Origin of the sequence: Maribrevibacterium harenarium, assembly GCF_006385675.1 — a bacterium.
Taxonomy (GTDB): Bacteria; Pseudomonadota; Gammaproteobacteria; order Pseudomonadales; family Marinomonadaceae; genus Marinomonas; species Marinomonas harenarium.
In genome coordinates this window covers 94,387-119,887 of record NZ_VFRR01000001.1, presented here as the reverse complement: position 1 = coordinate 119,887, position 25,501 = coordinate 94,387, and the positions used below count along the sequence as shown (strand labels likewise).

Here is a 25,501-nt window from a genome sequence, read left to right as displayed (position 1 = left end):
GTGTCGCCCATTTTAACTGCTACACCAGCTGTAACCCTATCGGCAAGGATTCCCCAAGCAACTGGGATAAACCTTCATCATCGAATTCGCCTGATGGCTGTAATCGCTCTAACCAAGCATCTGGGCACTTTTCTTTCGTCAGTTTCGCAGACACTTTGTTACGTAGCGCTACTATCTCTGACGGCTCATCATCGTTAGGTTGCACCATTAGCACGGCAGCTAATCCTGCTTGCTTGCGTTTACGCCAGTCCTCTTGCAGTGCTTTTTGAACCATTTTTAACGCCCGCTCTTGGGAGGCCACTTGGACGTCCGAAAGTAGCAAGCGTCGAGAGAACAAACGCCCCACTGTCCACCACCCGGTATCAGGCTCACTCGATTTAGCCAATCGCTTTATTAGCCAATCTGAGCATTCTAATTTGGTACTTTCAGGCAGCCGCTCTAGGGCCCCCACTAGGCGAATGAGGTCATCGGCAGCACGTTTAGGTAGCTCACTTTGCAAAGCTCGGGAACGTTGCCCCGCCGGTGAAAAGTACTTAGCAAACTGTTGGTACAAATGCTGCTGACGAGCAACATCCAAACCTCCAGCGACTCGACGATAACAGGTCCAATACTGGGACCACACCGCCGCTTCATCGAATTTCACTCCATTTTGAGTGGCATTAATTAACGCTTGAATACGCTGCTCATCCCCTTCGGCACCGTATCCAGGCCGCAGACAGAACCCGATCAATTGTAACCAGTTACGCTCGTGGGCAGCGGATTTCCCTCTTCCTGATTTAAGCGCCAAAAATTTATCCCCTAAACGACGTAAGGTCGGGAGATTCCAGCTTTCACGGGGCCCTAACAGGGACTCCAGCTTTCCTCTTAGAGACTTTATCAAATCCGGATCAGCCTTTTGACCCGCCGCGGTAAAACAGTGGGCTAGTAGCTCTTCCGCCTGACCAATATTTTTATGTAGCGCTAAACTGCTTTGGCTTTCATCTACAGAGGCTTTGCCAGTAGTTTGAGCGGCGAAATGCAATTCCCATTGGCGTCCATCCCCACTCCTGATAGAAACCCGCAGTACCCCGACTTCAGTAAGGCAGGCGCTAAGAGAGACTTCTAGGTTTTCCCCGTGACCACCGTCCAGCTCCGTAATCAATTTGGAGACATAGTGGATGCGGTCAGGCTCATTAGTGACCAAGTCACCGCTTGCTAATTGGAACGCATCATCGGCGCGATAAAGCGGGAACTGAACACTATCACCAATCTTGGCGACAAAACGCTGCTCCAGTGTAACATCCGCTCCGGTTAGAGTTCCCTTCGCTAACAAGGTGACAAACTTGTCCTCATCAACTTGCAGCAACAAATGATGTGGCGCACCGCTCTCTATGCGTAAGCTGTCCCCTTGTAATGCGCGCAAATACTGGACAGCACCGAGGGCTACGCCTTCATTAGGAGCGTCATAACCACAAATGGAGACCGGGGTTTCACGCCAGTGATTTAATGCCTCGATCAGTCTGCTACGAATAAGAGGGCTATTGAATAATCCACCGTTAAATAGAACCAAATCTGGCACGGCACTGTCACAGGCTTGTTCGATATCACTGCGATGGGTACGAAGAAATTGAGCTAAATGACGAGTGAATGCAGCATCCTGCTCGTAAGGCAACCCCAGGGTATGAACGGCATACCCGGACTTAATCACTTGGTCGGAAAAGTCACACAGGGGCAAAAAGCCGGACTGTAATTGCTCAACCAACTTATCGCGCTCTACGACAAATTTTTGCGAGCCTCCAATTAAGCGACTTCCAGCCCCCAGAACCGTTAAGATTGCTTGGGCTGGGCCGCCGTCGGATAGCAACAATTCTTTCGCTTGTCGCGTTTGCTGTACCACCGAGGCAAGACGCGTGGCGGACAATCCCGCGATCTGCTGAGGATCTAGTTGATACGCTAACGCTTGATCCAAGTTGTCACCACCAAGCAATAGATGATCACCAACAGCGACTCGAGCAAGCGCAATTTTGCCGTCATTGGTGGAGCGTATCCGCACCAGACTAAAATCTGTTGTGCCACCACCGATGTCCACCACCAGCATCATCTTTGCTTGGGCTAACTGGTCGTGATTATCTATGTTCGCTAAATAGTGATAGCTTGCTGCTTGTGGCTCTTCCAGCAGGAATAAGTTGGTTAAACCTGCGGCGTTGGCTGCTGCCAAGGTTAGTGCCCGAGCGTCTTCGTCAAAGGACGCCGGTAAGGTTAGCGCTACCATCTGTTCGTGCATTGGCGCATCAGGAAACGAATGTCGCCAAACGTCAGCCAAGTAAGTCAGCAGTATTTGCGTCGCATTAAATGGCGAAACTTTATTCGGAATATCACTACCCCATGGCAATACCGCTTCGCGTCGGTCTACCAGCCGATGACTGAGCCAGCTTTTGGCGCTTTGCACCAACTGCCCAGACCGGCGCTGCCCCAACTCTAAGGCACCCTTACCGACGATATACCCCTGCTGTTCCAATTTAGACCAAGGTAAGCCTTGACCTAAAGCGCCTTGCTCATCTTTGCCGATCAGATAAATCGCGCTGGGTAAAGACGGAAACGACCGCACCGAACCGTCCGCCATACGCTGCGGTATTTGCAAGACTTGGGCAGCTCCACCCTCCATTGGTCGGTAGGCCAGCACACAGTTGGTGGTACCCAAGTCTATGCCAATTTGAAACTGACTCACCCGTTACTCTCCCGTACGGTAAACTCAATTTGCCAACTTCGATCACTGTTTACCTCATGGGCGCGCAACATCAAGATGCCGAGATCATTTACTTGGCAAGAAAGGTAGACTCGCACCATGTCTCCAGGGGCAGACTCGCCCGCTGCTAAGGTTAGCTCTATCGGTGGCAATTCGATCAAGGCGGCGACACCAAAGGAATTAATCAGATTACCAAGGCGATCTGCTTGAGCGTGATTCGATTGGAAGAAGCGAAACCGCACCGTTTCGCCGACGATCAATGAAAACTCATTCGGTAACACTTGCTCGTCGCCCCCCTCTTCCAAACCGAGCGGTGCAATACACAAAGCATCCACTGGCGGAGCCATTCCCGGGATAGCTGGCATTGGACTAGCAATACCAATATAGTAGTTTGCCGCTAGACCATTCTTAACCTTCAAGCCACCGTTTACTTTGGTGTATTGATAGTAGGTTGCCCCTTTCGCGACCGCGTGATCCAAATGGGCAGGTTGCAACTGATCAAGAACACAATCCGCCGGCAGCAGTGAGCGCAGACGTTGTAGCAACAAATCGGCAATTGGCTTGGCATTAAACACGCCGCCATTAAAGAGCACCTTCGTTGGGAGAGCTTCAGAGCGCCGCAAGAAATCTAAAATATGGCGTGTGATCGCTGGATCACGTTCATAATCCAAATTAAGGGTCGCAAAACCCTCCCGCGGCCCTTGCTGCACCTGATCGTCCAAGGTGACCTGCGGAAAGAAGCCTTCAAGCACCAGTTGTACCACTTCGTCTTTATTCAGCGTGCTGGTGATAGCATTGTTAAACAAACTCCGCCCCCGACTAGGGACGGTAACGGAAAATTCTTCCGGGCCGCCAACGTCAAGCAAGCTCTCTTTCGCTTGACAACAAGCTTGGGTCAAACCGGTGATTTGCCACGACTCCAGAGTTTTACCTTGTTGCGCTAACTTATTGGCAACATGATAGGTCAGGGCCATATCCATATTGTCACCGCCAAGCAAAATATGCCTTCCAACGGCGATACGTTCTAGGTCTAATTCACCGGCATTTTCTGTTACAGCAATCAAAGATAAATCTGTGGTGCCACCACCGATATCCACCACTAATACCTGATCGCCCACCTCTAATTGGCTTTGCCAATCTGGGGTATCCGCCAGCCATGCATAAAAAGCAGCTAGGGGTTCTTCCATAAGACGCGCATTGATGCCCAAATTCTGGGCAACCTGCTCAGTATTCACCCGGGCTGCGGGGGCAAATGAGGCTGGCACCGTAATGACCACTTCTTGCTCTGTTAAAGGAGCATCGGCGAAGGCATGGTTCCATGCGGCAACGAGGTGGAAAAGGATGTGTTCTAACGCTGTTTTCGCCGACATCTTATCGATATCGTCAACGGCGTCGACCGGCAATATTGCTTCGTCTGCCGACACATTGCTGTGACAAAGCCAGCTTTTGGCGCTCTGTACCATCCGCCCTTGGGACTTTGCGCCCAAATCTCGGGCGAGCTGCCCCACGATCACGTTTGTCTCGCTACGTCCCCATGGCAGAATGCGATCGCTATCTAGCAGTTCGCTTGCATGGGGGGTGTATACAAAAGATGGCAAAAGTGGTCGCGCTTCGACTCTACCCGGTGCGGTGAGCTGTGGAATAAGCAACTGAGTTAATTCAGATTGCCCATGACAACCATAAAATACGGCGCAATGGGTTGTTCCTAAGTCGATGCCAACAAAGTATTGTGCCATTTACACCTCCACCTGAGCTGGCGCGATGATTTTAAGGGCTGCTGTATCCGCGATTTGGGGCAGGTCTACTTGAGTTACCGTCCAACCGGGATGGATTAAGGTACCAGCAAATGGCCCCTCCCCTTGGATTCGACCTTCTAAACGAATTTGGTGTGGATCATAGCCAGCAGGCACTTCTACCCGGGCACCTTCATCCCCTTGATAGGCCTTATCCCAACTAAAGTATTGCAGAGCAACTTTGCTACAACCCGCATGAATCTGTCGAGCGGCAGCACCTACTTCGGCATCCGTATAGGCATCTATTGGCTCCTGCACAAAATCAATAAAGCGTGCCTCTTGCTGCAATAGCTGTAATAGCTGTAGCGCGCCATCAGAACTGGCACTCATTAACGTGGGCTTTTCCACTTCACGTATCACTTCGACTGTTTCGGTAACTACTTCCGGAGCCTGCTCAAAGGCAAACTTCTCGCCAGCCCCAATTAACTGGCAACGTGCGGCGTAGTTGCCGCTGCCCAAATATTTAAAAAATTGCCCAAAAGCACCAAAAAAACGTGGCAAAAAGCCAACAGGGGAAATTGTTTTGCTCATGTGTTATCCGTTTTGCATTTCTTCTAATTCAACCCAACGCTCCATAGCTTCTTCAAGCTTGGCTTCTGCTTGGGCGAGTTGTTCAAGCATTTGCTGTACTGTTTGTGATTCTTGGCTATAAAAATCTGCAGCGGAAGTAATTTCATTTAATCGCTCCAAGTTTGCCTCTAACTCAGCGATAGTATCTGGCATAGCATCCAATTCCCGTTGCAGCTTGTAACTCAGCTTCGCTTTGCTCTTCACTGGCGTAGAGGCTTTAGCAGGCTTGTCTTTTTCAACATTAGTTGCTTTAGACGGGCCCTGTTGGGGCTCAGCTTCAGTAAACTTGCCACCTTGGCGGAGCCAGTCTAGGTAGCCACCAACATATTCTCTAACCGAACCATTACCTTCGAAAGCAATCGTACTGGATACCACGTTGTCCAAGAATGCCCGATCGTGGCTAACTAGGATCAAGGTACCATCGTATTCCACCAGCAACTCTTCGAGTAGTTCCAAGGTCTCCACATCTAAATCATTGGTGGGCTCGTCCATCACCAGCAGGTTTGCAGGTTTGGTAAATAACTTAGCTAGCAACACTCGGTTACGCTCACCACCGGACAGGGCTTTGACTGGGGTACGGGCCCGTTCTGGCGGAAATAGAAAGTCTTGCAAATAACCGATTAGATGCCGAGAGCGACCGTTGATCTCGATGGTATCCTTGCCATCTCCTACGTTGTCAATAACTGATTTTTCTGGATCCAGTTGCTCCCTGAGCTGATCAAAGTAAGCCACATCCAACTTAGTACCTAGGCGAACCTCACCTTGGTCTGGTGTGAGTTGTCCTAACAGGATTTTGAGGAAGGTACTTTTGCCGCAACCATTGGCTCCGATAAGTCCTACTCGGTCGCCGCGCTGGATAGTAATATCAAATGGTTTAAATAGAGTCCGACCAGCAAATCCATGGCTGACTTGTGTAAGTTCAGCTACCAGCTTGCCAGATTTTTCATTTTTACTGATCTGTATTTTGGCGTTGCCTTGGCGCTCAATACGAGCCTTGCGCTCTTCTCGCAAGGCTTTCAGAGCCCGAACCCGACCCTCATTACGAGTACGGCGCGCTTTTATGCCTTGGCGAATCCAAACTTCCTCTTCCGCCAGCTTTTTGTCAAATAAGGCATTATTGCGGGCTTCTTCTTCTAACTGCTTATCTTTAAATTCTAAAAAGGCAGTCAAGCCACCATTAAAAGACAACAATGAGCCGCGGTCTAACTCGATGATGCGAGTCGCAACATTTTCCAGAAAGCGTCGGTCGTGGGTGATGAGTAGAATAAGACCGTTAAAGCTTTTTAACTGTCCCTCCATCCATTCGATGGTGGGTACGTCTAAGTGGTTGGTGGGCTCATCCAATAGCAATATATCTGGATTTGATAATAACGCCTGAGCCAGAATCACCCGTCGACGCCAGCCCCCGGATAACTCTGCCATGAGTTTTTCGCCAGGAAGGTCGAGACGCTGCAACATGTGGGTGACTCGTTGCTCTAAATCCCATCCTTGGCGTTTGTCTAGCTCGCCCTGAATTTCCATCAATTCATCATGATGATCGACACTGATATCGGTTAGCAGTTGTTGATAACGTTGCATCAGCAGGTGCAAATTCCCAGCCCCTTCACTGACCACTTCACGTACGGTTTTGTTAGCCGCTTCGGGAAGTTCTTGAGGCAATTGGGCGACTCGCATACCGCCTTCAATACGCACCACTCCATCATCGGGAATGATGTCACCAGCGATCACTTTTAACAGGGTGGATTTACCGGTGCCATTGCGCCCGATTACGGCTATACGCTCACCCCGCTCGGCAGCAAAGCTAACATGATCTAGCAATGGGTTGTGGCCAAAGGCAACTGAGACACTATCAAGGGTTAACAAACTCATAGAATGGATACTGCTTTATCAAATTTGAGCGCCGATGTTACCACTTATTTGCAGCTCGGTTAACGCTCCAAAACGGCATGGGACCCAAAAGAGTATCGGTTACGTATGACACCTATCGTTAATTAACGCCACTTACGCCTTATTTTTACATTTTATCTGTAATAACTAGGTATGATGGTCAAAATTACGTTTAATTACGCATATACTTCCCAAATACTTTTAACCGATCTTTGTCTAATGGAGTAACGAATGGGTCTAAAAAATCGAGTTGGTCCAATATCCGCGGTTGCCTTAACGTCGGCCGCGGTATTTTGGATGGTCGCTGGCGGTAATGGCATTACTACTGCGCAAGGTAATACCACTCCGCCACCTAAAGCACCAGTTGCCGAGAACCCGGAGCAGCGCTTACTAGCAAAGGTTCAAGCTAAAACCATCACGGCGGAATACGTCGCTAATACGTTACCTTTGAGCGGTCACACGCAAGCCACGGACACACTTACGCTCACTCCTGCTGTTGGCGGAAAAGTAACGGAGGTATTGGTGAAAAAGGGGCAGTTGGTGGAAAAAGGCGCCGCTGTCTTGAAAATGGACACTCGCGCCCTTGAAGCCAATATTGTGGAAGCTCGTTCGTTAGTCAAACAACGCGTACTAGAGCTTGATGGTGTGCGCCAACTGGTAAGCCGAAATCTATCCTCTCAAGTGAATGTAGCGCAAGCCGACGCAGCTCTAGCCAGTGCGCGGGCGACACTCAAGTCGCTGGAAGTGCAGCTGGAAAACGCCACCTTGATCGCTCCGTTCACTGGCATCGTCAACGAATTAAGCGTAAATGAGGGTCAAGTGCTGTCAGCCGGTGCCCAGATAGGGACTCTACTAGCGTTAAATCCAATTACTGTGAGCGCCAGCATTCCTCAGACCCATGTGGGCAAGGTACACGAAGGCACCCGTGTCAATGTACGTTTTGAGAACGGCAATGATGCTGTGGGTCACGTATCCTATGTAAGTGCCAATGCCAATAGCAATACCCGCACCTTAGATGTGGAATTAACCGTACCTAATGATGACTATGCCATCCCTGCCGCGGTCACCGCGCAACTTGACTTCGTCTTAGATGAAACCCTCGCCCACGCGTTCTCGCCAGCATTATTAAGCATTGACGCAGAAGGGGACACGGCAGTAAAAACCCTAGATTTTGAGAATCGAGTCGTACAAAACAAAGTCAAAGTCATTAAGTCCGAACGCGATCATGTGTGGGTTACAGGATTACCGCAAAATGTGAACCTGATCACCGTAGGTCAAGGATTCGTCACTGCCGGTGACGTTGTCGAAGCACATTACCAAAATTAAAGGAGCTATATTGTGCAACGTCTAATTGAAGCCGCACTGGCGCGCTCGCGCACGGTGTTGATGCTGTTTGCATTAATACTCATCTCTGGCACGGTTTCCTATATCGATATCGCCAAGGAAAGCAGCCCCGACATTACCATCCCCATGGCCTACGTCTCGGTCTCCTTGGAAGGCATTTCACCAGAAGATGCAGACAGCTTGTTGGTACATCCTTTAGAGCAGGAATTACGCAGTCTTGAAGGACTCAAGGAACTCAAATCCACGGCATCTGAAGGTCATGCGTCGATTATTTTAGAATTTGAGTCTGGGGTCGATATCGACCAAGCCATCAGTGATGCAAAAGACAAAGTTGACCGGGCGAAAAACGATCTGCCAGCGGATGCCGATGAGCCTACTGTTAATGAAATCAACTTATCTGAATTTCCGGTAATCCGTATCAATCTAGCTGGTCAGGTAGAATTTGCGCAACTTAGTCGGGTTGCCAATAACCTCCAAGACAGCATTGAAGCGGTACCAGGCGTACTGGAGGCGGCCATTAGCGGCGACCGGGATCAACGTGCCGAGATCATTATTAGCCAAGAAAAACTCGATGCTTACCACCTGTCGCTCACCGAAGTTGCCGCCTTTGTATCAGGCAACAACCGTCTGGTCGCTGCTGGCAACCTAGATACTGGGGCAGGTCGTTTCGCCCTGAAAGTCCCCGGACTTCTAAAAACCAAAGAAGACATTCTAAATCTACCCATCAAGGTAGACGGCAACAACGTGGTTTTGTTAGGTGACGTAGCAACTGGTGAGCTTACTTTTGAAGACCCTACTAGCTATGCCCGTGTTTCCGGCGAAAGCAGCATTACCCTAGCCGTTTCCAAGCGTGTCGGTGCCAATATCATTGACACTATCGAGGCAGTTAAAGGCGTTGTTGCTGCAGAAAGTGAAGCATGGCCAGAAGGCGTTCAATACTCTATTACTGAAGACCAGTCCAAAGAGATTGAGACCTCTCTCAACGATTTATTCAATAACGTACTAGCGGCCACTTTGTTGGTAATGATTGTGATCGTTTGGGCATTGGGCATTCGCTCGTCCATATTGGTGGGCTTGGCGATCCCTGGGGCTTTCCTCGCTGGAATCCTGATCCTTCATGCACAGGGCTTCACCATCAACATGGTGGTGCTGTTTGCGTTGATTCTGAGTGTAGGTATGTTGGTAGATGGCGCTATCGTAGTTACCGAATATGCCGACCGCAAACTTGCTGAAGGCGCTTCCCGGCGTCAGGCTTATGCGGAAGCGGCGAAGCGTATGGCATGGCCTATTATCGCTTCTACGGCCACTACCCTAGCGGTATTTATGCCCTTACTGTTTTGGCCAGATATCGTTGGCGAGTTCATGCGTTACTTGCCAATTACCATTATCGCCACCCTAGCCTCGTCATTGGTGATGGCGCTAATCGTTCTTCCAACCTTGGGATCATTGATTGGTAAACGTGGCGCCTATACCGAAAAAACGCTCAAATCATTGCGCGTTGCGGAGTCTGGCGATCTTGCACAGCTAACGGGTCTAACCGGTGCCTACTACAAGGTGCTAAAATTGCTGGTTCGCTTCCCGAAAACTGTGCTCCTGTTTGCTATTATGCTTTTTGTTGGCGTGATCATGAGCTATGGGAAATTTGGACACGGAGTCGAGTTCTTCCCTAATGTGGAGCCTGAGGTCGCAAACTTGGAAGTACGTGCCCGCGGCAACTTATCTTTAGATGAAAAAGATGCCTTGGTACGCCAGGTTGAAGCCATGGTTTTGGGCCATCCCGAACTTAAGAGTGTGGTATCTACTACTTATATTAAACCTGGTAATAACGGCGCACCTGATGCGATTGGTACCATTACCATGGAATTTACGGATTGGAACGAACGTCGCCCCGCATCGGTTATCCTCGATGAAATTCGCGCTCGTACCAGCACGATTCCTGGTATCAAGGTAGCCTCTGCAGTGCAACAAGGTGGACCACAATCGGGTTCTGACATTCAGTTGCAACTAAGCTCGAATTTCACCGAGGTGCTTTATTCCGCAGCGGATGAAATTACCGCTAAACTGAATGGCCGTAGCGAAATTGTATCGGTAACCGATGATCGCTCACTACCAGGCATTGAATGGCGTATGGAAATCGATCGCGCAGAAGCCAGCCGCTACGGAGTCGATGTCAATGCGCTCGGGAACGTTATCAAACTGGTAACCAATGGCATTACCTTAGGGGATTTTTTGCCGGACGGCGCCGATGACAAGATTGATATCGTGCTACGCTATCCGCTTAACCAACGAAGCCTAGATCAACTTGATCAACTGCATATCCCAACGGCTGGCGGATCGGTGCCGATTAGCAATTTTGTACACCGTTATGCTGCCCCCGAACAAGGCTTGGTAAATCGTGTCGACGGTAAGAAGACGGTCACCATTCAAGCTGACGTTCAGGATGGTTTAGTCGTCGACGAGGTGATTAAGCAAATTCGTGCAGAGCTCGAAGAAGCTGCTCTACCCGCTTCACTGAGTTACCAATTCCGGGGCAATACAGAGGATCAACAAAAATCCGGTCAGTTCCTAATGAAGGCTTTTGGCATTGCATTCTTTATCATGGCCGTCATTTTGGTGACTCAGTTCAATAACTTCTTCCAGTGTCTACTGATCTTGAGTGCGGTAATTTTCTCTACCATGGGGGTCTTTATCGGCTTAATGCTAAAAGGTGAACCCTTTGGTATCGTGATGAGTGGGGTCGGTGTTATTGCCCTCGCCGGTGTCGTTGTAAACAACAACATCGTCTTGATTGATACCTTTAATGGTTTGCTAAAGCAGGGAATGATGGTGAAAGAAGCCGCTATACGAACCGGCGTACAGCGCCTGCGTCCGGTAATGCTGACAACAATCACCACCATTTTGGGTCTCGTACCTATGGTATTCCAGCTAAACATTGACCTGATTCATCAGTCAATGAGTATCGGCGCACCATCGGCACAATGGTGGACGCAGTTATCTACTGCTATCGCAGGGGGATTGCTGTTTGCTACGCCTTTAACCTTAATTCTAACGCCTTGCCTGTTAGTGTTAGGTTATGCAAAACGCGAGCGTAAACGACTCGCAAGTCTCCAAGTTGAAGAAGCTTGATCCGATAGCCCGCAAATGCGGGCTATTTTTTTGCACTATTGACAAAAAATTACCCGTGCGACTTGTTTGTCGATTTCATGCTCTCCATAATGGGGAGGTTTTTATGGTAACGACTAGGTATAGCAAACGATGGATTTCGCTTCTTTTATAGGTATTGTCTCCGGTCTCGCACTTATCGTTTCTGCCATCTTTATCGGTAGTAGTGATATCTCAATATTCATTAACATCCCTGGTATTATGATTGTTATCGGAGGTACCATTGCCGCGACTCTGTTGACGTTCCAGTTTCGAGACACCATGGCGGCTTTAAGGGCAATGTTTATTGTGTTCGCGCAAGATAAGCAGGACCCTCAAGCCATGATTCAAACCATGTTGAATCTGACCAAAGTAGCGCGCCGGGAAGGCCTAGTCGCATTGAGCCGCGTAGATGCGGACTCCCCTTTTCTAAAACGTGCCCTAAGCATGGCTTCTGATGCCTCTGACGAAGATTACATTCGTAAAACTCTGCAAGCCGACATTGATTCCCTCAAGACCCGCCACTTTGTTGTGCAAGATGTGTTTAAGAAGATGGGGACCTATGCTCCAGCATTCGGCATGTTGGGGACTTTGATCGGTCTGATACAGATGCTATCCCAACTAGATAATCCGGAATCCATCGGCCCAGCAATGGCGGTGGCTCTATTGACCACCTTTTACGGTTCCCTTTTGGCTACCGTGATCTTTAACCCGATCGCCGGTAAGCTGCGTGCTCGAACCATACTAGAAGTTCAAACTCTAGAAATCATTCGCGATGGTACAGTCAGCTTGCTAGGTAGTAACAACTATCTCGCTGTATACGAGCGTCTGTCCTCTTATGTGCCAGCCCACCAACGTAAACCTGCCGGTATCGCTGAGTAGGTAGGGGGTATTATGTCCGACCCATTATTTGAAGAAGACGATGGTGCAGGCTGGATTTTCACCTTTGCCGATCTTATGTCCCTGCTGCTGGTGTTCTTTATCCTGCTGTACAGCTTATCGCGGATGACGGAAACCACCCTAGTGGCAGCACTCTCCTCGATTCAGGTTGCATTAAACAGTAATGGTGCCTTGGTAAGACAGGACCCGCTAAAATATTCTGGTGGCGGCACGGAAGTTATTAGACCCGCTGAGCCGCAGATGGCAACCAATGATCAACTTACTTACGCGAAAGAACCCATTGATGAAGAAGTACGAGAACAAGTAAAAGAAATTGCCAATGATGTGGCTAACCGCTTTGTAGCCACCGCATTAGAGTCCCAAGTTTCTGTATTTGAAGATGGTGAACGTATCACGATTCGTGTGGATGGATCATCTCTATTTGAGTCCGGCGAGGCGGAGATTAAGTGGGAAGCAGAGCCTATCTATGCCACCCTTTTGAATATTTTTCAGCGTTATCCAGACTATGACATCAGCATCAAAGGACATACGGATAATATCCCCATAAGAACTTCCCGCTTCCCCAGTAACTGGGAACTGTCGGCCATTCGAGCCACCACGACACTACGCTACTTTCTCAATAATGGCATTTCCCCAGAGCGCATGACGGCGACGGGGTATGCAGACAGTATTCCGCTAGTCCGCAACGATACCGAAGAGCATCGTGCTCTAAATCGACGCGTGGAATTTGTGCTAGAAAGAGATAATAAGAAGCTCAGGTCTAAATAGCATGGAAATTCGCTCATCTTACATGCATTATGAATCCAACGACCGACGTGATGCGGTTCGCGTTACCCCTGTAACGCCAGCGTACTTTGTGGATAACGCCAATGGTGAGCGGTATTTGCTCGTCAACCTCAGCATTAGCGGGATGGCTCTTGCCACACAGAGTGAGATGAACTTACCAGCTAATATGGAAGGTATTATCGAGCTAGAACAACTCGATATTGTTGCGGCCTCTGCAACACGAATTTATAGCAATGACAAACAATCTGGATGGCACTTTAGCAAACTCGAAGGGGATGCTAGACAGCAGATCGAGGCGTACGTTTTGCACTGCCAGAAGCACGCTAGGCGCACCGAGGTAGCTGCTAAACGCATCATTGACGAGCAGCAAATCCTGAGTGCTAGCGAAATAGAAAAAACCAGCAAAGACTAGGCTACGAATCACTCCCCGTAGCCTAGTTTCCCACTACTACAATTTGGCTAACGCTTGCTCCACGTCAGCCAAAATATCTTCAATATCTTCAATCCCGACGGATACTCGCACTAGTCCTTCTACAATGCCAGCCTTATGTTTTTCTTCATCAGTAAGCCTACCGTGAGTGGTAGAGGCCGGGTGGGTCACCAGTGTTTTCGTATCCCCCAAGTTACCCGTAATCGACATCAGCTTAACATTGTTAATGAAGCGCCAAGCTTGCTCCCGACCACCATCTAGCTCAAACGATAGCACTCCGCCAAACCCTTTCTGCTGCTGTTTGGCAAGCTCATGATACTTATGTGTCGGCAGTCCACCGTAGTTAACTTTCTTAACCTTGGGATGAGCATCTAAATATTCAGCTAAAGCCTGAGCATTTGCAGAATGCGCTTTCATTCTCAATGCTAGCGTTTCTAGGCCGTTTAACAACACCCAAGCGTTAAACGGACTCATGGCCGGGCCAGCACTGCGCATAAAGCCGACGAATTTCTCACAAATCTCTGCATTGGAGATCAGCGCCCCACCAAGCGCACGTCCTTGTCCATCAATAAATTTGGTGGCAGATTGCATCACGATATCCGCCCCTTGGGTTAGCGGGTTTTGTAAAGCGGGTGTAGCAAGCACCGTATCCACACATAATAGCGCCCCTTTAGCATGGGCCAACTTGGTGACACGGGCCACATCAACCACTTCGTACAGGGGATTAGATGGCGTTTCGAAATAGCAAAGGCGGGTGCGACTATCAATTTCAATCGCCCAAGCGTCATAGTCAGTGGCATCAACATAAACAATATCAACACCAAACTTCGCTACGTAGGCGTTGAAGAATTTGACTGTAGAGCCAAAGATATTGCGCGAGCAGACAACTTTATCTCCCGCTTGAAGCAAGCTGTAAGCTAGAGTCTGTAGGGCCGCCATACCAGACGCCGTGGCAACGGCCGCCTCCCCTTTTTCTAAGGCAGCTAAACGTTTTTCAAACAGCTCTACAGTTGGGTTGGTGAAGCGAGAATAAATATTGCCACCGGCATCACCACCGAACTTAGCCGCCGCCTCTTCAGCACTCCCGTAGGCGAAGCTTGAAGTCATAAATATGGCTTCGCTATTTTCTTGCTCAGAAGTTTGTCGAATGGCCGCCTGCACCGCCAAGGTCGCTTCTTTATAATCACTCATACCCAAACACCCTCATAAACAAATAAGCCAGGCACGTTAGGCCTGGCTTGTTATCCTAACTCACCACTTCTACATAGGTAACATCAAATCACTCGATGCCGTTGCTGCCATATTTTTATTGGCATCACTACGTGCAGAAGCCAGACCAGCTAAATACTCTTCCGTAATGTTACCTGCAATATAATTACCATTGAATACGGACGTATCGAATTCACGCACATCGGAATGGCGCTCATCGACGCAGGCGTCAATCAAGTCTTGTAGATCTTGGTAAATCAATTTGTCTGCACCAATCAATTCACAGATTTCCTCGACAGTGCGGTCGTGGGCAATCAATTCTTCCGCCGCAGGCATGTCAATACCATAAACGTTTGGATAACGCACTTCTGGAGCAGCCGACACTAGGTAAACTTTCTTTGCACCTGCTTCCCGCGCCATTTCAATAATTTCACGACTGGTGGTACCGCGTACAATAGAGTCATCAACTAATAAAACGTTTTTGTCTTTGAACTCGAATGGCACAGGATTCAGCTTTTGGCGAACCGATTTCTTACGTACCGTTTGCCCTGGCATAATGAACGTGCGGCCAATGTACCGGTTTTTTACCAAACCTTCACGGAATGGAATATTTAACGTTTGAGCAATCTGCAACGCTGCTGTGCGGCTTGTGTCCGGGATTGGAATAACCACGTCGATATCGTGATCGGGCCATTCACGCTTAATTTTTTCCGCCAACTTGTCGCCCATATTCATGCGCGCCTTGTAAACGGAGATGCTATCGATCACAGTGTCTGGACGAGCAAAGTAAACATACTCAAACAAACAAGGACGCGGAGCCTTTGGCTCAGTGCACTGACGGGTATGCAGTTTGTGATTCAAGTCGAAGAACATTGCCTCGCCGGGGCGAATGTCACGCTCCACCGTAAAGCCAGCCGCATCCAAAGCGACGCTCTCGGAAGCGACCATATATTCGATCACCCCATCTTTGCCTTCTCTAGTGCCATAGATCAACGGACGAATACCATCGGGGTCACGGAACGCTAAAATGCCATATCCCGTAATTAACACAACGACGGCATAACCACCTTCGACGCGCTTATAAACTCGCTCTAGGGCGTTAAAGATATCTTCTGGAGTAGGTACGAGTTTACCTTCTTCATGAAGCTCATGGGCAAGTACGTTGACCAATACTTCAGAGTCAGATGTAGTATTCACATGACGCAAGTCCGATTCGAACACTTCACGTTTGAGCTTTTCTGTATTCGTCAAATTGCCATTGTGAGCAAGGGAAATACCGTAGGGAGAGTTTACATAAAAGGGCTGAGCTTCGGCAGAGCTGGAGGTACCCGCGGTTGGATAGCGCGCGTGACCAATACCGATGTTGCCATGCAATTTTTTCATGTGTCGGGTGCGGAAGACTTCGCTTACTGGGCCATTGTCCTTGCGCAAACACAGCAATCCATTGTGACTCGTTACCATACCAGCGGCGTCCTGACCGCGGTGTTGAAGAAGCGTGAGAGCGTCAAATATGGTTTGATTAACCATGGACGTGGCGACGACACCAACGATACCACACATGTAAATTACCTCGTGTTTTAGGGGATGGCTAAGCCAACTATGGCGAAACTATCGATAATAATTTCTTAACTGCTTAGAGCGCGATTAATAAGGCTCGGATCAACTAAATCTGAGCCTTTGCCTAACATTTCTCGCACCCAGTCCTTTAAAATGACAAGTTGTGGCACAAGTTGAGATTGTTGCCAAAATGTCGTTTTTTCAATTGCAGGACTTAAACTCAATAATGAAACAAATGCCACGATAATCAGGCTACCGCGAGCAAAACCAAATAACATACCCAGCACACGATCGGTGCTAGACAATCCCGTAACCTGTATTAGTGAGCCTAACAAGTAGCTCACCAACGCCCCCACAACCAAACTAGCGATAAATAACGTAGCGAAGGCGACTATATAGCGGATCTGGTCATTTTGAACCTGATCAACTAAGAGAACTTGCAAGTTATCGGTGAACTTAACCGCGACTAAAAAGGCAACCACCCAAGTAACAAGCGACAGGACTTCCTTAACAAAGCCACGCTTCAAACTCAACAAAGACGATAACACCACTACCGCGATGATTAACCAATCAAGCGTAGAGATCGCTTCAAAAGTGTCCATCTATTTCCCTCAATAAATCGCGGCGCAGTTTACCAGAGCGCGCCGAAAAGCAAAATAACTGATACCGAAAACCTTAGGGGTTTGGTGCATACTTAACGACAAAACCTTTAAGGCTAAACTCTTTCTGGATGTCCACCAGAATTTGCTCTGCTGCTGAGCGTTTCAACTCTGGCCCAACATAGACTTTGTAGAGGGAATTCGTTGTCACCGCGTAGGCATTATAATCTGCCTCGCTTAGCTTGCTGACGAGACGGGTGGCATTTTCACGATTCTTAAACGTCGCTATCTGTACTGTCCAACGGTCCCCTATAGGGACAGTTGGCTGGGCAGAGGCCGCTTTAGCAGACGGCTTTTTGACTTCCGCCTTGACGCTAGCTGCATCAGCCTGTTGACGGGATAACTGCCCAGATGACACCGGCGATGCTAACTTAGGATCGGGCACTAACTCAATTTCTGCGACGGAAGATACTGGTTCATTCTCCGCCTCACCCTCCCCTGCAGCTACGGCAGAAAGAGGCTTAACAGGAGCAATTTCAACCAAAGGGAAATCTGGCTCAGTAGGAATTTGAATAAGCTCATCAAGTTCGACCGGCCTTTCTCCGTCCAAAATGAGCGGCAATACCACAGCCGAAGAAGCCAATAACACCACAGCGCCAATGAGCCGGTGTCGAGACTTGCCATCCATCATCCTATATCCCCCTTTGATTAGGCTAGTTTAGGCTTAAGTATTCCGTTACCGTGATAAATGAGCCAAATACAACGATAGCCCGTTGCTCTTTCCTTGCTTCGTCACTCGCCACCGCTAATGCCTCGGCCATACTAGAGTATTGATGGGTTAGAGCAGCAGGAAGGTATTGCTTTAGATGATCCGCCTTGCTACCACGAGGCACGTCAAGATCAAGCAAATGCCAAGATGCGAAACTGTTCTCCAGCAACGCCATGACGCTGGCAATATCTTTGTCTTTCAACATACCACATATAGCAATAGGCTGACGCCCTAAACCTTGTAGCTGTTGCACTAACGTACCGGCGGCTTCAGGATTATGGGCTACATCCAAATAAATAACAGGATCATTAGCCACCTGCTGAAAACGACCAGTTAAGGTTGTTTCAGTCAATGTCTGGGACAGTATCCCGTGATCGATCTTAACCTCAGCCTGAATTAATGCAGCAATCACAGTAGCAACGTTTTCCTGCGGCAGCTTAGGAAGTGGTAGACCAACCAAGTGCTGACCAAACCCACGAAATTCCATACCTGAAGCCGTTACTTCAGTACGAAAATCCACCCCCTTCTCGCTGTAGATAGCATCTTGCTCAGCGGCTACTTGGGCGATACTAGCTGGCCCTTGATACATACCGTTGACCAATGGTTTGCCGGGACGACAAATTCCAGCTTTCTCTCGCCCAATAACCTCGATTGAATCACCTAGCCAATCCATATGATCTAAAGCGATTGATGTAATCACCGCCACATCTGCATCAATCATATTGACTGAATCTAAACGGCCACCGAGCCCAACTTCTAACACCCAGTAGTCGAGTGATTGCTGGGAAAAGACCCACAAACCTGCCAAGGTAGAAAACTCGAAGTAAGTAAGCGGTATATCTCCACGAGCCTGCTCTACTACAGCAAATGCTTCCATCAACAAGCTATCGCTACAAGGCTGACTATCTAGGGCAACACGCTCGTTAAAGCGAAGAAAATGAGGCGAGGTATAAGTACCAACTCGGTAACCTTGACGCACCAGATAACTACTGATCAGCGTGCAAGTCGAACCCTTACCATTGGTCCCGGCAACGGTGATAACTTTGTGTTTTGGCCGGGATAAATCAAGACGTTGTAAAACCGCCAATCCACGGTCAAGCCCGAGTTCAATTTCTGCTGGATGTTGGCTCTCTATATAAGAGAGCCAGGAGTCTAATGACGGATGTGCCATTGGGTTATGCTGCTTTGTGAGACAAGATAGAAAGGATGTTGTAAAGACGATCGCGGATCTCATGGCGAGGAATGATCATATCCAATGCCCCTTTATCCATCAAAAACTCGCTGCGCTGGAAACCTTCTGGTAGCTTTTCGCGTACAGTCTGTTCGATAACGCGTGGGCCTGCAAAGCCAATCAGCGCATTTGGCTCAGCCACATTCAGGTCACCAAGCATTGCCAGTGACGCAGATACGCCCCCAAACACAGGGTCGGTCATAAAGGAAATGTAAGGGACACCCTGCTGCTTCAGTTTTTCCAATACGGCAGAAGTCTTAGCCATTTGCATAAGCGAGATCAGCGCCTCTTGCATTCGAGCGCCGCCAGAGGCAGAAAAACACACCAACGGAATTCTCTTTTCTAGTGCAACATTTGCTGCTTGGACAAACTTCTCTCCAACAATTGAGCCCATTGAGCCACCCAAGAAGTTAAACTCAAAGGCAACCGCTACAATACCCATGCCGTTTAAAGTGCCTTCCATCGCTACAAGGGCGTCATTTTCGCCTGTTGCCTTCTGAGCCGCAGTCAAACGATCTTTATAACGTTTGGAGTCTTTAAACTTCAGTTTGTCTTCTGGCTCAAGACCAGCGGCGATTTCCACCCGTCCTTCTTTATCTAGAAAAACGTCTAAGCGGCGACGAGCAGAGATACGCATGTGATGGTCGCACTTCGGACAAACATCGAGATTTTTCTCTAGCTCCGGACGGTACAACACGTTTTCACACTTTGGACATTTCTTCCACAGACCTTCCGGTACGCTACCCTGACCACGTTTGGTTTCGCTGCGCATAATCGAAGGGACAAATTTATCTAACCAGCTGCTCATCTAATACTCCACATGTGTCTGGACCGAAACTAGTCTAACCTTCTGGAGGAAGTAACCGCCCCAAGTGACTGTCTCGAATAATATGTTTCTTTCAGCCGTAACGGCGGAAATATTAACTAAGAATAGGCGCATTCTACTACAGAACACGGGGCTTGATCACCGTATTCTGAACGCTAAGTATTTTTCTTTAACTAGCGCTTAAAAATCACCCGTAATACTTTGCGGCTCGGATAAAATCTCGAACCTTATCTGGATCTTTCTTGCCCGGCTCTAGTTCAACGCCACCACTCACATCCACTGCAAATGGACGAACTATATCAATGGCTTTAGCTACATTATCAATTGACAGACCACCCGCCAAAATTAACGGCTTACGTAAGCCCTGTGGAATGCTCTCCCAGTCAAATGTCTCACCAGTACCACCAGGCACACCGGGCTTATAGGCATCCAAGAGAATCGCCATTGAGCAGGGATAACTATTTGCAATGGCGGCAATGTCTAGGCCGGGCTTCATACGCAGCGCTTTGTAGTAAGGAACACTGAATTGCTCACAATATTCAGGTGTTTCTTGACCATGAAATTGTAAACACCAACGCGGGCTGCCATCCAATAACTCCGCAACTACATCCCTCGCAGCATCGACAAACAAGGCGACAGGAGTAACAAAAGGCGGAAGTTTGGAAACTATAGCTTGGGCATCACTAATGGAGATATAGCGGGGGCTAGGGGGATAAAAGACAAAACCTAATGCATCGGCTCCGCTTGAAATGGCCAACATGGCATCTTCTAAATTGGTGATACCGCAGATTTTTACTCGACAACTCATGCTAGCCTCAAACTGTAGCTGGTAGAAAATGGGGACCAACCGGGATACGAGGCAAATTGAATTCGGCAGGATATTCCACGTCTACAAAATATAAGCCGTATGGCGGCGCAGTCACCCCCCCTTTCGCCCTGTCGCGTGCTTCAAGTACCTCTTTAGCCCAAGTAACAGGCTGCTCACCGGCACCAATCGCCATCAAAACACCGGCGAAATTGCGAATCATGTGATGTAAAAATGCGTTGGCTTGCACATCAAGAACAATATAGCTACCAATCTGCTCAACGGTAAAGTGATGCACTGTGCGAACTGGGCTATGGGCCTGACAACCAATTGCTCGAAACGAAGTGAAATCGTGAGTACCGACAAAATGCTTTGCCGCCTCGCGCATTGTTTCCACATCAAGGCTTTTATAGGTCCAAGTGACACCTTTTCCTAGTAAGGCTGGACGAAATTCACTCTGATAAATTACATATCTGTAACGACGACTCAAGGCGGAGAACCGAGCGTGAAAGCCATCACTCACATAAGCGGCAAACTTAACCGAAATATCGTCAGGCAAGTGAGTGTTTACGCCTAACGTCCAAGCCCGCTCTGGACGTATTGCAGATGTCTCAAAATGCACAATTTGCGCACTGGCATGCACACCGGCGTCGGTTCTACCAGCACAAATAACACTCACCGGATGATTCGCAATCTTGGTAAGCGCCTGTTCAAGCTTTCCTTGAACCGTATCATCGGTAAACTTTTGCGCCTGCCAACCTTTGTATGCTGCGCCGTTGTACTCGACAATTAGCGCGACTTTCTTATTACTCACCTGGGAACATGCGCTCCATCATACTTTGCGCTTCCGCAATTTGGCTTTCGTTACCGACGTTCAACACATCTTCCAAGATGACTCGGGCGCCTTCTTCATCGCCCATATCCATATAGGCGCGGGCCAGATCCAGTTTGGTGGCAACTTCATCACCACTTGCATCAAAGAAGTCGATATCTTCTTCCTCATCATCGACCTCAGCACTTTCATTCGCTTCTTCAACACCAAAATCTGGCACATCCAAATCGCCAAAGTCAGATTCAATATCACCATCAGACAAGGATTCTTCAATGGATTCTTCCAGATCAACGTCAGGAATCGTATCCTGATCGTCTTCGGCAACATCCATATCATTCAGCAAATTGCTCACAAATGACTCTTCTTCAGAAAAATCCTCGGAAGGCAATTCATCAACTTCAGCGGCAACATCAAATTCATCTTCTGACGCAACCTCGTCCATTGTCGGAATATCATCTTGTGGATCTTCTTCTACCGCGAAGTCATCAAGAATATCGTCGACTTCAGTTAGTTCATCCATTTGGGCATCCAGCGCACTAAAGTCATCCTCTTCTTCAAACTCAGTACTTGGAATATCAAAATCATCGAGTTCATCCGCTACCGGAGTAACCTCTGGTTCAGCTGCTTTTGGCTCTGCAGCTGGAACTTCCATCTCGTCAAAGTCGTTAAAGGCATCAGATTCGTCCGCGTCAAAATCAAAGGCAAACGGATCTTCTTCTATCAGCTCTTCTTCCGGCTCACTTACAGTCGTGGTTACTGTCTCAGGTGCCGGTGTAGCAGGAGGCTCAGTGACAGCCGCTACGGCGGCAGTCGCTGCTGATGCCGTAGCTACAGGAGCTAGGTCAAACTCGCCATTACCAGATTCCTTTTCCTTCTTTTTGCCAGTGCGACGCATAATCAGTCCCACGAGGAAACCCAACAGTAATAAAACGGCACCAGCTACGGAGATAATAATAGGGTTGCCAAATATCTTATTAGTAAGGCTGTCTTGCTCTGCCGCCTCTTGTTCACGACGCAACTGATCTGCTTCTAACAATTGATCGACGGTATTTTTTTGTTCCTGTAAAGCTTGCTGAGCACTCATGAATTGGCGCTGCAGCTCTGCCATCTGTTGATCTTTTAGGCTGATCAGTTTTTCCAGAGTCGCCAGTTGATTGTTTAACTCTGAAAGTTTATCACTCAACTCCGCTTTTTCTCGCGACTCCTTGTCTAGCAACTCTTGGGTAGCAGATAGCTCTGATTCAAGCTCGCCAATTTTGACCTGATCTGCTGGATTGGAACCTGCCTCTTCCGCAGGCAAGACGCTCTGACCAGAGGCAAGTTGTAGTTTGTCTTCGTTATTTTCCACCGGAGCAGACGCTGTATTACTAGCGGCTTGGGTATTCATTTGTTCAGCGGCTATATCTTGCTGTGTTTTACCTGCCGCTTTAAGTGCCATCCAGGCTTGATGCTGGCGTTCAAACTCGCCCTTGGAGGCAATTTGATTAAACAGTGCGATCTGTTCTTGGGTGGGTAAACGTAGGACAGAGCCTTCTTTCAACAAATTGATATTATTCGCAAGGAAAGCATCTTGGTTGAGGGCTTGAATCGCCATCATGGTTTGGTAAATAGTCAGCTGATTATTAGGCCGGTTCGCTGAAGCAATTGACCAGAGCGTATTGCCTTTCTTTACACCTAGCTGACCTTTATCCGCCAACGCTTGAGCAGCCTTAGTCTCAGCTTCAAATACCGAGTTAGGCATCGAAGTGGGCGCCGTCGTACGAGGAGTCACGGTGGCGGTCGGAACGCTAGTGTTTTGCACCACTTCTGGTTGCGCTTTTTCAACTAACACCTGATTGTTAAGCGGCACTTGGTATTCTCGAACCACCTGCCCACTCGGCCAACTGGCCGCCAACACAAACTTCAGTTCATCCGCCTGCAAAGGCTGCGTGGAACGGACAGATACCTTAAGTTGACCATTGTCTTCAACGACCGCAAAACGCAGTTGCGACAGCACCCGTGTTGGTGCAAAGCCAGCTTGGCGAAATTCGCTTTCACTGCCGAGACGTACTGACACTTCACCCGGGGTAAGCCCCTGCACATCACTCAGCACAATAGAACCCAACAGCGGCTCACCAGCCTGAGATTGAAAGGTTAGCTCGCCTAATTCGAGCGCCGAGGCACATGATGAGAATAATGCAGCACCAACAGCGAGACTAATCAGCGTCTTTTTAAGCATACGCATCCCTTTCTTTTGAATTTTACAAAAATAGTTTGCCTGCAAGTATCTAATACGGTTTGGCAATTATCAATAGCTTTAGAATCAATGGTTTGTCGACAGGCAATATTTACCTGCTATCTTTCACCAAGTAGAAAATAAAAAAGCCCTGCACGAGACAGGGCTTTGATATTATGATTGCATGAGATAAATGATGTATGCCTAGGGCCTTACATCATGCCCCCCATACCACCCATGCCGCCCATATCAGGCATTGCAGGAGCATCAGATTTTGGCAGATCAGCGATCATAGCTTCAGTAGTGATCATTAGACCAGCAACAGAAGCCGCCGCTTGTAGCGCAGAACGAGTTACTTTAGCAGGGTCAAGGATACCCATTTCAATCATATCGCCGTATTCGCCAGTCGCAGCGTTGTAGCCGAAGTTACCTTCGCCTTGCTTAACTTTATCAACCACAACAGAAGCTTCGTCACCTGCGTTGGTAACGATTTGACGCATTGGCGCTTCCATCGCACGTAGAGCCAAAGTAATACCAACGTTCTGATCTTCGTTGTCACCTTCTAGGCCAGTTACTTTAGTTAGCGCACGAACTAGAGCAACGCCACCACCAGCGACAACACCTTCTTCTACTGCGGCGCGAGTTGCATGTAACGCATCGTCAACGCGAGCTTTCTTCTCTTTCATCGCTACTTCAGTGGCGGCACCGATCTTAATTACCGCAACACCACCAGCTAGTTTAGCAACGCGCTCTTGTAGCTTCTCTTTGTCGTAGTCAGACGTAGAGTTAGCCATTTCCGCTCGAATTTGCTCAACACGGCTATTGATAGCAGCTGCATCACCAGCACCGTCAACGATAGTCGTGTTTTCTTTGGTTAGCGTAACACGCTTAGCCGTACCTAGATGCTCAAGTGTAGCACCCTCTAGGCTTAGACCAACTTCCTCAGAAATTACCGTACCACCAGTTAGAATAGCGATGTCTTGCAACATTGCTTTACGACGATCGCCGAAACCAGGAGCCTTAGCCGCAGCAACTTTGACAATGCCGCGCATAGAGTTAACAACTAGCGTTGCTAGCGCTTCACCTTCTACGTCTTCAGCAATGATAAGTAGTGGGCGTGATGCTTTTGCAACGCCTTCTAACACTGGTAGAAGATCGCGGATGTTAGAGATTTTCTTATCAACCAACAAAATGAATGGGTTTTCTAGCTCCGCACTCATCGTTTCTTGGTTGTTGATGAAGTAAGGAGATAGGTAGCCACGATCAAACTGCATACCTTCTACAACAGCTAGCTCGTCTTCGAAGCCAGAACCTTCTTCAACTGTGATTACGCCTTCTTTGCCAACGCGCTCCATTGCTTCAGCAATGATCTTACCCACTGAGCTGTCAGAGTTTGCAGAAATAGTACCCACTTGCTCTACAGAACGTGTATCAGCGCAAGGCGTTGCCAATGCAGCAATCTCAGCCACGACAGCGTTGGTCGCTTTGTCGATACCACGCTTAAGATCCATTGGGTTACGACCCGCAGCAACTGCTTTCAAACCTTCGGTTACAAACGCTTGAGCCAACACTGTTGCTGTTGTAGTACCATCACCCGCTACATCGTTAGCTTGGGAAGATACTTCTTTAACCATCTGTGCGCCCATATTCTCGAACTTGTCTTCAAGCTCGATTTCTTTGGCAACAGTCACACCGTCTTTAGTTACTAGTGGAGCACCGAAAGATTTTTCGATAACAACGTTACGACCTTTTGGACCAAGGGTAACTTTCACTGCATCGGCCAATACATTCACGCCTTTCAACATTTTCTGACGTGCACTGTCGGAGAATTTTACTTCTTTAGCTGACATATTCTCTTAATCCTATTGTAAGTTTCGCTAAT

19 protein-coding genes are annotated in these 25,501 nt (G+C 48.4%); 5 read left to right on the top strand and 14 right to left on the bottom strand.

The annotated features are described in order from the left end of the window. Positions 1–19: 19 nt before the first annotated feature. From FJM67_RS00625 to FJM67_RS00610, 4 genes are read right to left on the bottom strand one after another with little or no spacing between them, the layout of a single operon-like run. Positions 20–2,707 (bottom strand): hsp70 family protein, encoded by a 2,688-nt coding sequence (locus FJM67_RS00625; protein WP_140586682.1) that lies wholly within the window; start codon positions 2,705–2,707, stop codon positions 20–22. Continuing rightward, positions 2,704–4,461 carry an Hsp70 family protein gene (locus FJM67_RS00620; RefSeq protein WP_140586680.1) on the bottom strand — a complete coding sequence of 586 codons (1,758 nt, stop codon included), beginning with the start codon at positions 4,459–4,461 and terminating at the stop codon, positions 2,704–2,706. The genes FJM67_RS00625 and FJM67_RS00620 overlap by 4 nt, the downstream gene beginning before the upstream one ends. After that, complete coding sequence (locus FJM67_RS00615) at positions 4,462–5,049, bottom strand: DUF2760 domain-containing protein (RefSeq protein WP_140586678.1); 588 nt, start codon at positions 5,047–5,049, stop codon at positions 4,462–4,464. A gap of 3 nt (positions 5,050–5,052) precedes the next feature. Continuing rightward, a complete protein-coding gene (locus FJM67_RS00610; protein ID WP_140586677.1) occupies positions 5,053–6,957 on the bottom strand; it encodes an ATP-binding cassette domain-containing protein in 1,905 nt (634 codons plus the stop codon). Positions 6,958–7,206: 249 nt separating this feature from the next. Here FJM67_RS00610 and FJM67_RS00605 point away from each other — a divergent pair, with 249 nt between their 5' ends. The 5 genes from FJM67_RS00605 (at position 7,207) to FJM67_RS00585 (ending at position 13,558) form a co-directional block, all read left to right on the top strand. After that, a complete protein-coding gene (locus FJM67_RS00605) occupies positions 7,207–8,301 on the top strand; it encodes an efflux RND transporter periplasmic adaptor subunit (protein WP_140586675.1) in 1,095 nt (364 codons plus the stop codon). Between the two features lie 12 nt (positions 8,302–8,313). Beyond that, positions 8,314–11,445: an efflux RND transporter permease subunit gene (locus FJM67_RS00600; RefSeq protein WP_140586673.1), complete on the top strand. Its 3,132-nt coding sequence runs from the start codon at positions 8,314–8,316 to the stop codon at positions 11,443–11,445. Between the two features lie 129 nt (positions 11,446–11,574). Continuing rightward, entirely contained in the window at positions 11,575–12,342 is a 768-nt protein-coding gene (locus FJM67_RS00595) for a motility protein A (RefSeq protein WP_140586671.1), read from the top strand. A gap of 12 nt (positions 12,343–12,354) precedes the next feature. Continuing rightward, a complete protein-coding gene (locus FJM67_RS00590) occupies positions 12,355–13,128 on the top strand; it encodes an OmpA/MotB family protein (RefSeq protein WP_140586669.1) in 774 nt (257 codons plus the stop codon). A gap of 1 nt (position 13,129) precedes the next feature. Further along, positions 13,130–13,558 (top strand): PilZ domain-containing protein, encoded by a 429-nt coding sequence (locus FJM67_RS00585; protein WP_140586667.1) that lies wholly within the window; start codon positions 13,130–13,132, stop codon positions 13,556–13,558. 36 nt (positions 13,559–13,594) lie between these two features. Here FJM67_RS00585 and FJM67_RS00580 read toward each other — a convergent pair whose 3' ends face one another. The 10 genes from FJM67_RS00580 to groL form a co-directional block, all read right to left on the bottom strand. Further along, a complete protein-coding gene (locus tag FJM67_RS00580; RefSeq protein ID WP_140586665.1) occupies positions 13,595–14,767 on the bottom strand; it encodes an O-succinylhomoserine sulfhydrylase in 1,173 nt (390 codons plus the stop codon). Between the two features lie 69 nt (positions 14,768–14,836). Continuing rightward, the gene (gene purF / locus FJM67_RS00575; protein ID WP_140586663.1) at positions 14,837–16,345 is read right to left on the bottom strand and encodes an amidophosphoribosyltransferase; all 1,509 of its coding nucleotides are present in this window, start codon (positions 16,343–16,345) and stop codon (positions 14,837–14,839) included. Positions 16,346–16,410: 65 nt separating this feature from the next. Next, on the bottom strand, positions 16,411–16,944 hold the full coding sequence (locus FJM67_RS00570; protein WP_140586661.1) for a CvpA family protein: 534 nt from the start codon (positions 16,942–16,944) through the stop codon (positions 16,411–16,413). 73 nt (positions 16,945–17,017) lie between these two features. Continuing rightward, positions 17,018–17,632: an SPOR domain-containing protein gene (locus FJM67_RS00565; RefSeq protein ID WP_140586659.1), complete on the bottom strand. Its 615-nt coding sequence runs from the start codon at positions 17,630–17,632 to the stop codon at positions 17,018–17,020. A 22-nt stretch (positions 17,633–17,654) separates the two neighbouring features. Beyond that, positions 17,655–18,881, bottom strand: a complete 1,227-nt coding sequence (gene folC / locus FJM67_RS00560; RefSeq protein WP_140586657.1) for a bifunctional tetrahydrofolate synthase/dihydrofolate synthase — start codon at positions 18,879–18,881, stop codon at positions 17,655–17,657. A 4-nt stretch (positions 18,882–18,885) separates the two neighbouring features. Then, positions 18,886–19,749 (bottom strand): acetyl-CoA carboxylase, carboxyltransferase subunit beta, encoded by an 864-nt coding sequence (gene accD / locus FJM67_RS00555; protein ID WP_140586655.1) that lies wholly within the window; start codon positions 19,747–19,749, stop codon positions 18,886–18,888. Positions 19,750–19,954: 205 nt separating this feature from the next. Further along, the gene (locus tag FJM67_RS00550) at positions 19,955–20,575 is read right to left on the bottom strand and encodes a phosphoribosylanthranilate isomerase (RefSeq protein WP_140586653.1); all 621 of its coding nucleotides are present in this window, start codon (positions 20,573–20,575) and stop codon (positions 19,955–19,957) included. A gap of 7 nt (positions 20,576–20,582) precedes the next feature. After that, positions 20,583–21,386, bottom strand: coding sequence for a tRNA pseudouridine(38-40) synthase TruA (gene truA / locus FJM67_RS00545; RefSeq protein ID WP_140586651.1), 804 nt, complete (start codon positions 21,384–21,386; stop codon positions 20,583–20,585). Next, positions 21,379–23,622, bottom strand: a complete 2,244-nt coding sequence (locus FJM67_RS00540; protein ID WP_140586649.1) for a FimV/HubP family polar landmark protein — start codon at positions 23,620–23,622, stop codon at positions 21,379–21,381. The genes truA and FJM67_RS00540 overlap by 8 nt, the downstream gene beginning before the upstream one ends. A 209-nt stretch (positions 23,623–23,831) precedes the next feature. Further along, the gene (gene groL, locus FJM67_RS00535) at positions 23,832–25,469 is read right to left on the bottom strand and encodes a chaperonin GroEL (RefSeq protein WP_140586647.1); all 1,638 of its coding nucleotides are present in this window, start codon (positions 25,467–25,469) and stop codon (positions 23,832–23,834) included. Positions 25,470–25,501: the final 32 nt, after the last annotated feature.

Coding starts and splice junctions, on each gene's coding strand:
- FJM67_RS00585 (WP_140586667.1), top strand. CDS start 13,130: ATGGAAATTCGCTCATCTTACATGCATTATGAATCCAACGACCGACGT.
- FJM67_RS00565 (WP_140586659.1), bottom strand. CDS start 17,632: ATGATGGATGGCAAGTCTCGACACCGGCTCATTGGCGCTGTGGTGTTA.
- folC (WP_140586657.1), bottom strand. CDS start 18,881: ATGGCACATCCGTCATTAGACTCCTGGCTCTCTTATATAGAGAGCCAA.
- FJM67_RS00610 (WP_140586677.1), bottom strand. CDS start 6,957: ATGAGTTTGTTAACCCTTGATAGTGTCTCAGTTGCCTTTGGCCACAAC.
- FJM67_RS00550 (WP_140586653.1), bottom strand. CDS start 20,575: ATGAGTTGTCGAGTAAAAATCTGCGGTATCACCAATTTAGAAGATGCC.
- FJM67_RS00620 (WP_140586680.1), bottom strand. CDS start 4,461: ATGGCACAATACTTTGTTGGCATCGACTTAGGAACAACCCATTGCGCC.
- FJM67_RS00570 (WP_140586661.1), bottom strand. CDS start 16,944: ATGGACACTTTTGAAGCGATCTCTACGCTTGATTGGTTAATCATCGCG.
- FJM67_RS00595 (WP_140586671.1), top strand. CDS start 11,575: ATGGATTTCGCTTCTTTTATAGGTATTGTCTCCGGTCTCGCACTTATC.
- FJM67_RS00605 (WP_140586675.1), top strand. CDS start 7,207: ATGGGTCTAAAAAATCGAGTTGGTCCAATATCCGCGGTTGCCTTAACG.
- purF (WP_140586663.1), bottom strand. CDS start 16,345: ATGTGTGGTATCGTTGGTGTCGTCGCCACGTCCATGGTTAATCAAACC.
- FJM67_RS00590 (WP_140586669.1), top strand. CDS start 12,355: ATGTCCGACCCATTATTTGAAGAAGACGATGGTGCAGGCTGGATTTTC.
- FJM67_RS00615 (WP_140586678.1), bottom strand. CDS start 5,049: ATGAGCAAAACAATTTCCCCTGTTGGCTTTTTGCCACGTTTTTTTGGT.
- FJM67_RS00540 (WP_140586649.1), bottom strand. CDS start 23,622: ATGCTTAAAAAGACGCTGATTAGTCTCGCTGTTGGTGCTGCATTATTC.
- groL (WP_140586647.1), bottom strand. CDS start 25,469: ATGTCAGCTAAAGAAGTAAAATTCTCCGACAGTGCACGTCAGAAAATG.
- accD (WP_140586655.1), bottom strand. CDS start 19,749: ATGAGCAGCTGGTTAGATAAATTTGTCCCTTCGATTATGCGCAGCGAA.
- FJM67_RS00580 (WP_140586665.1), bottom strand. CDS start 14,767: ATGAGTGATTATAAAGAAGCGACCTTGGCGGTGCAGGCGGCCATTCGA.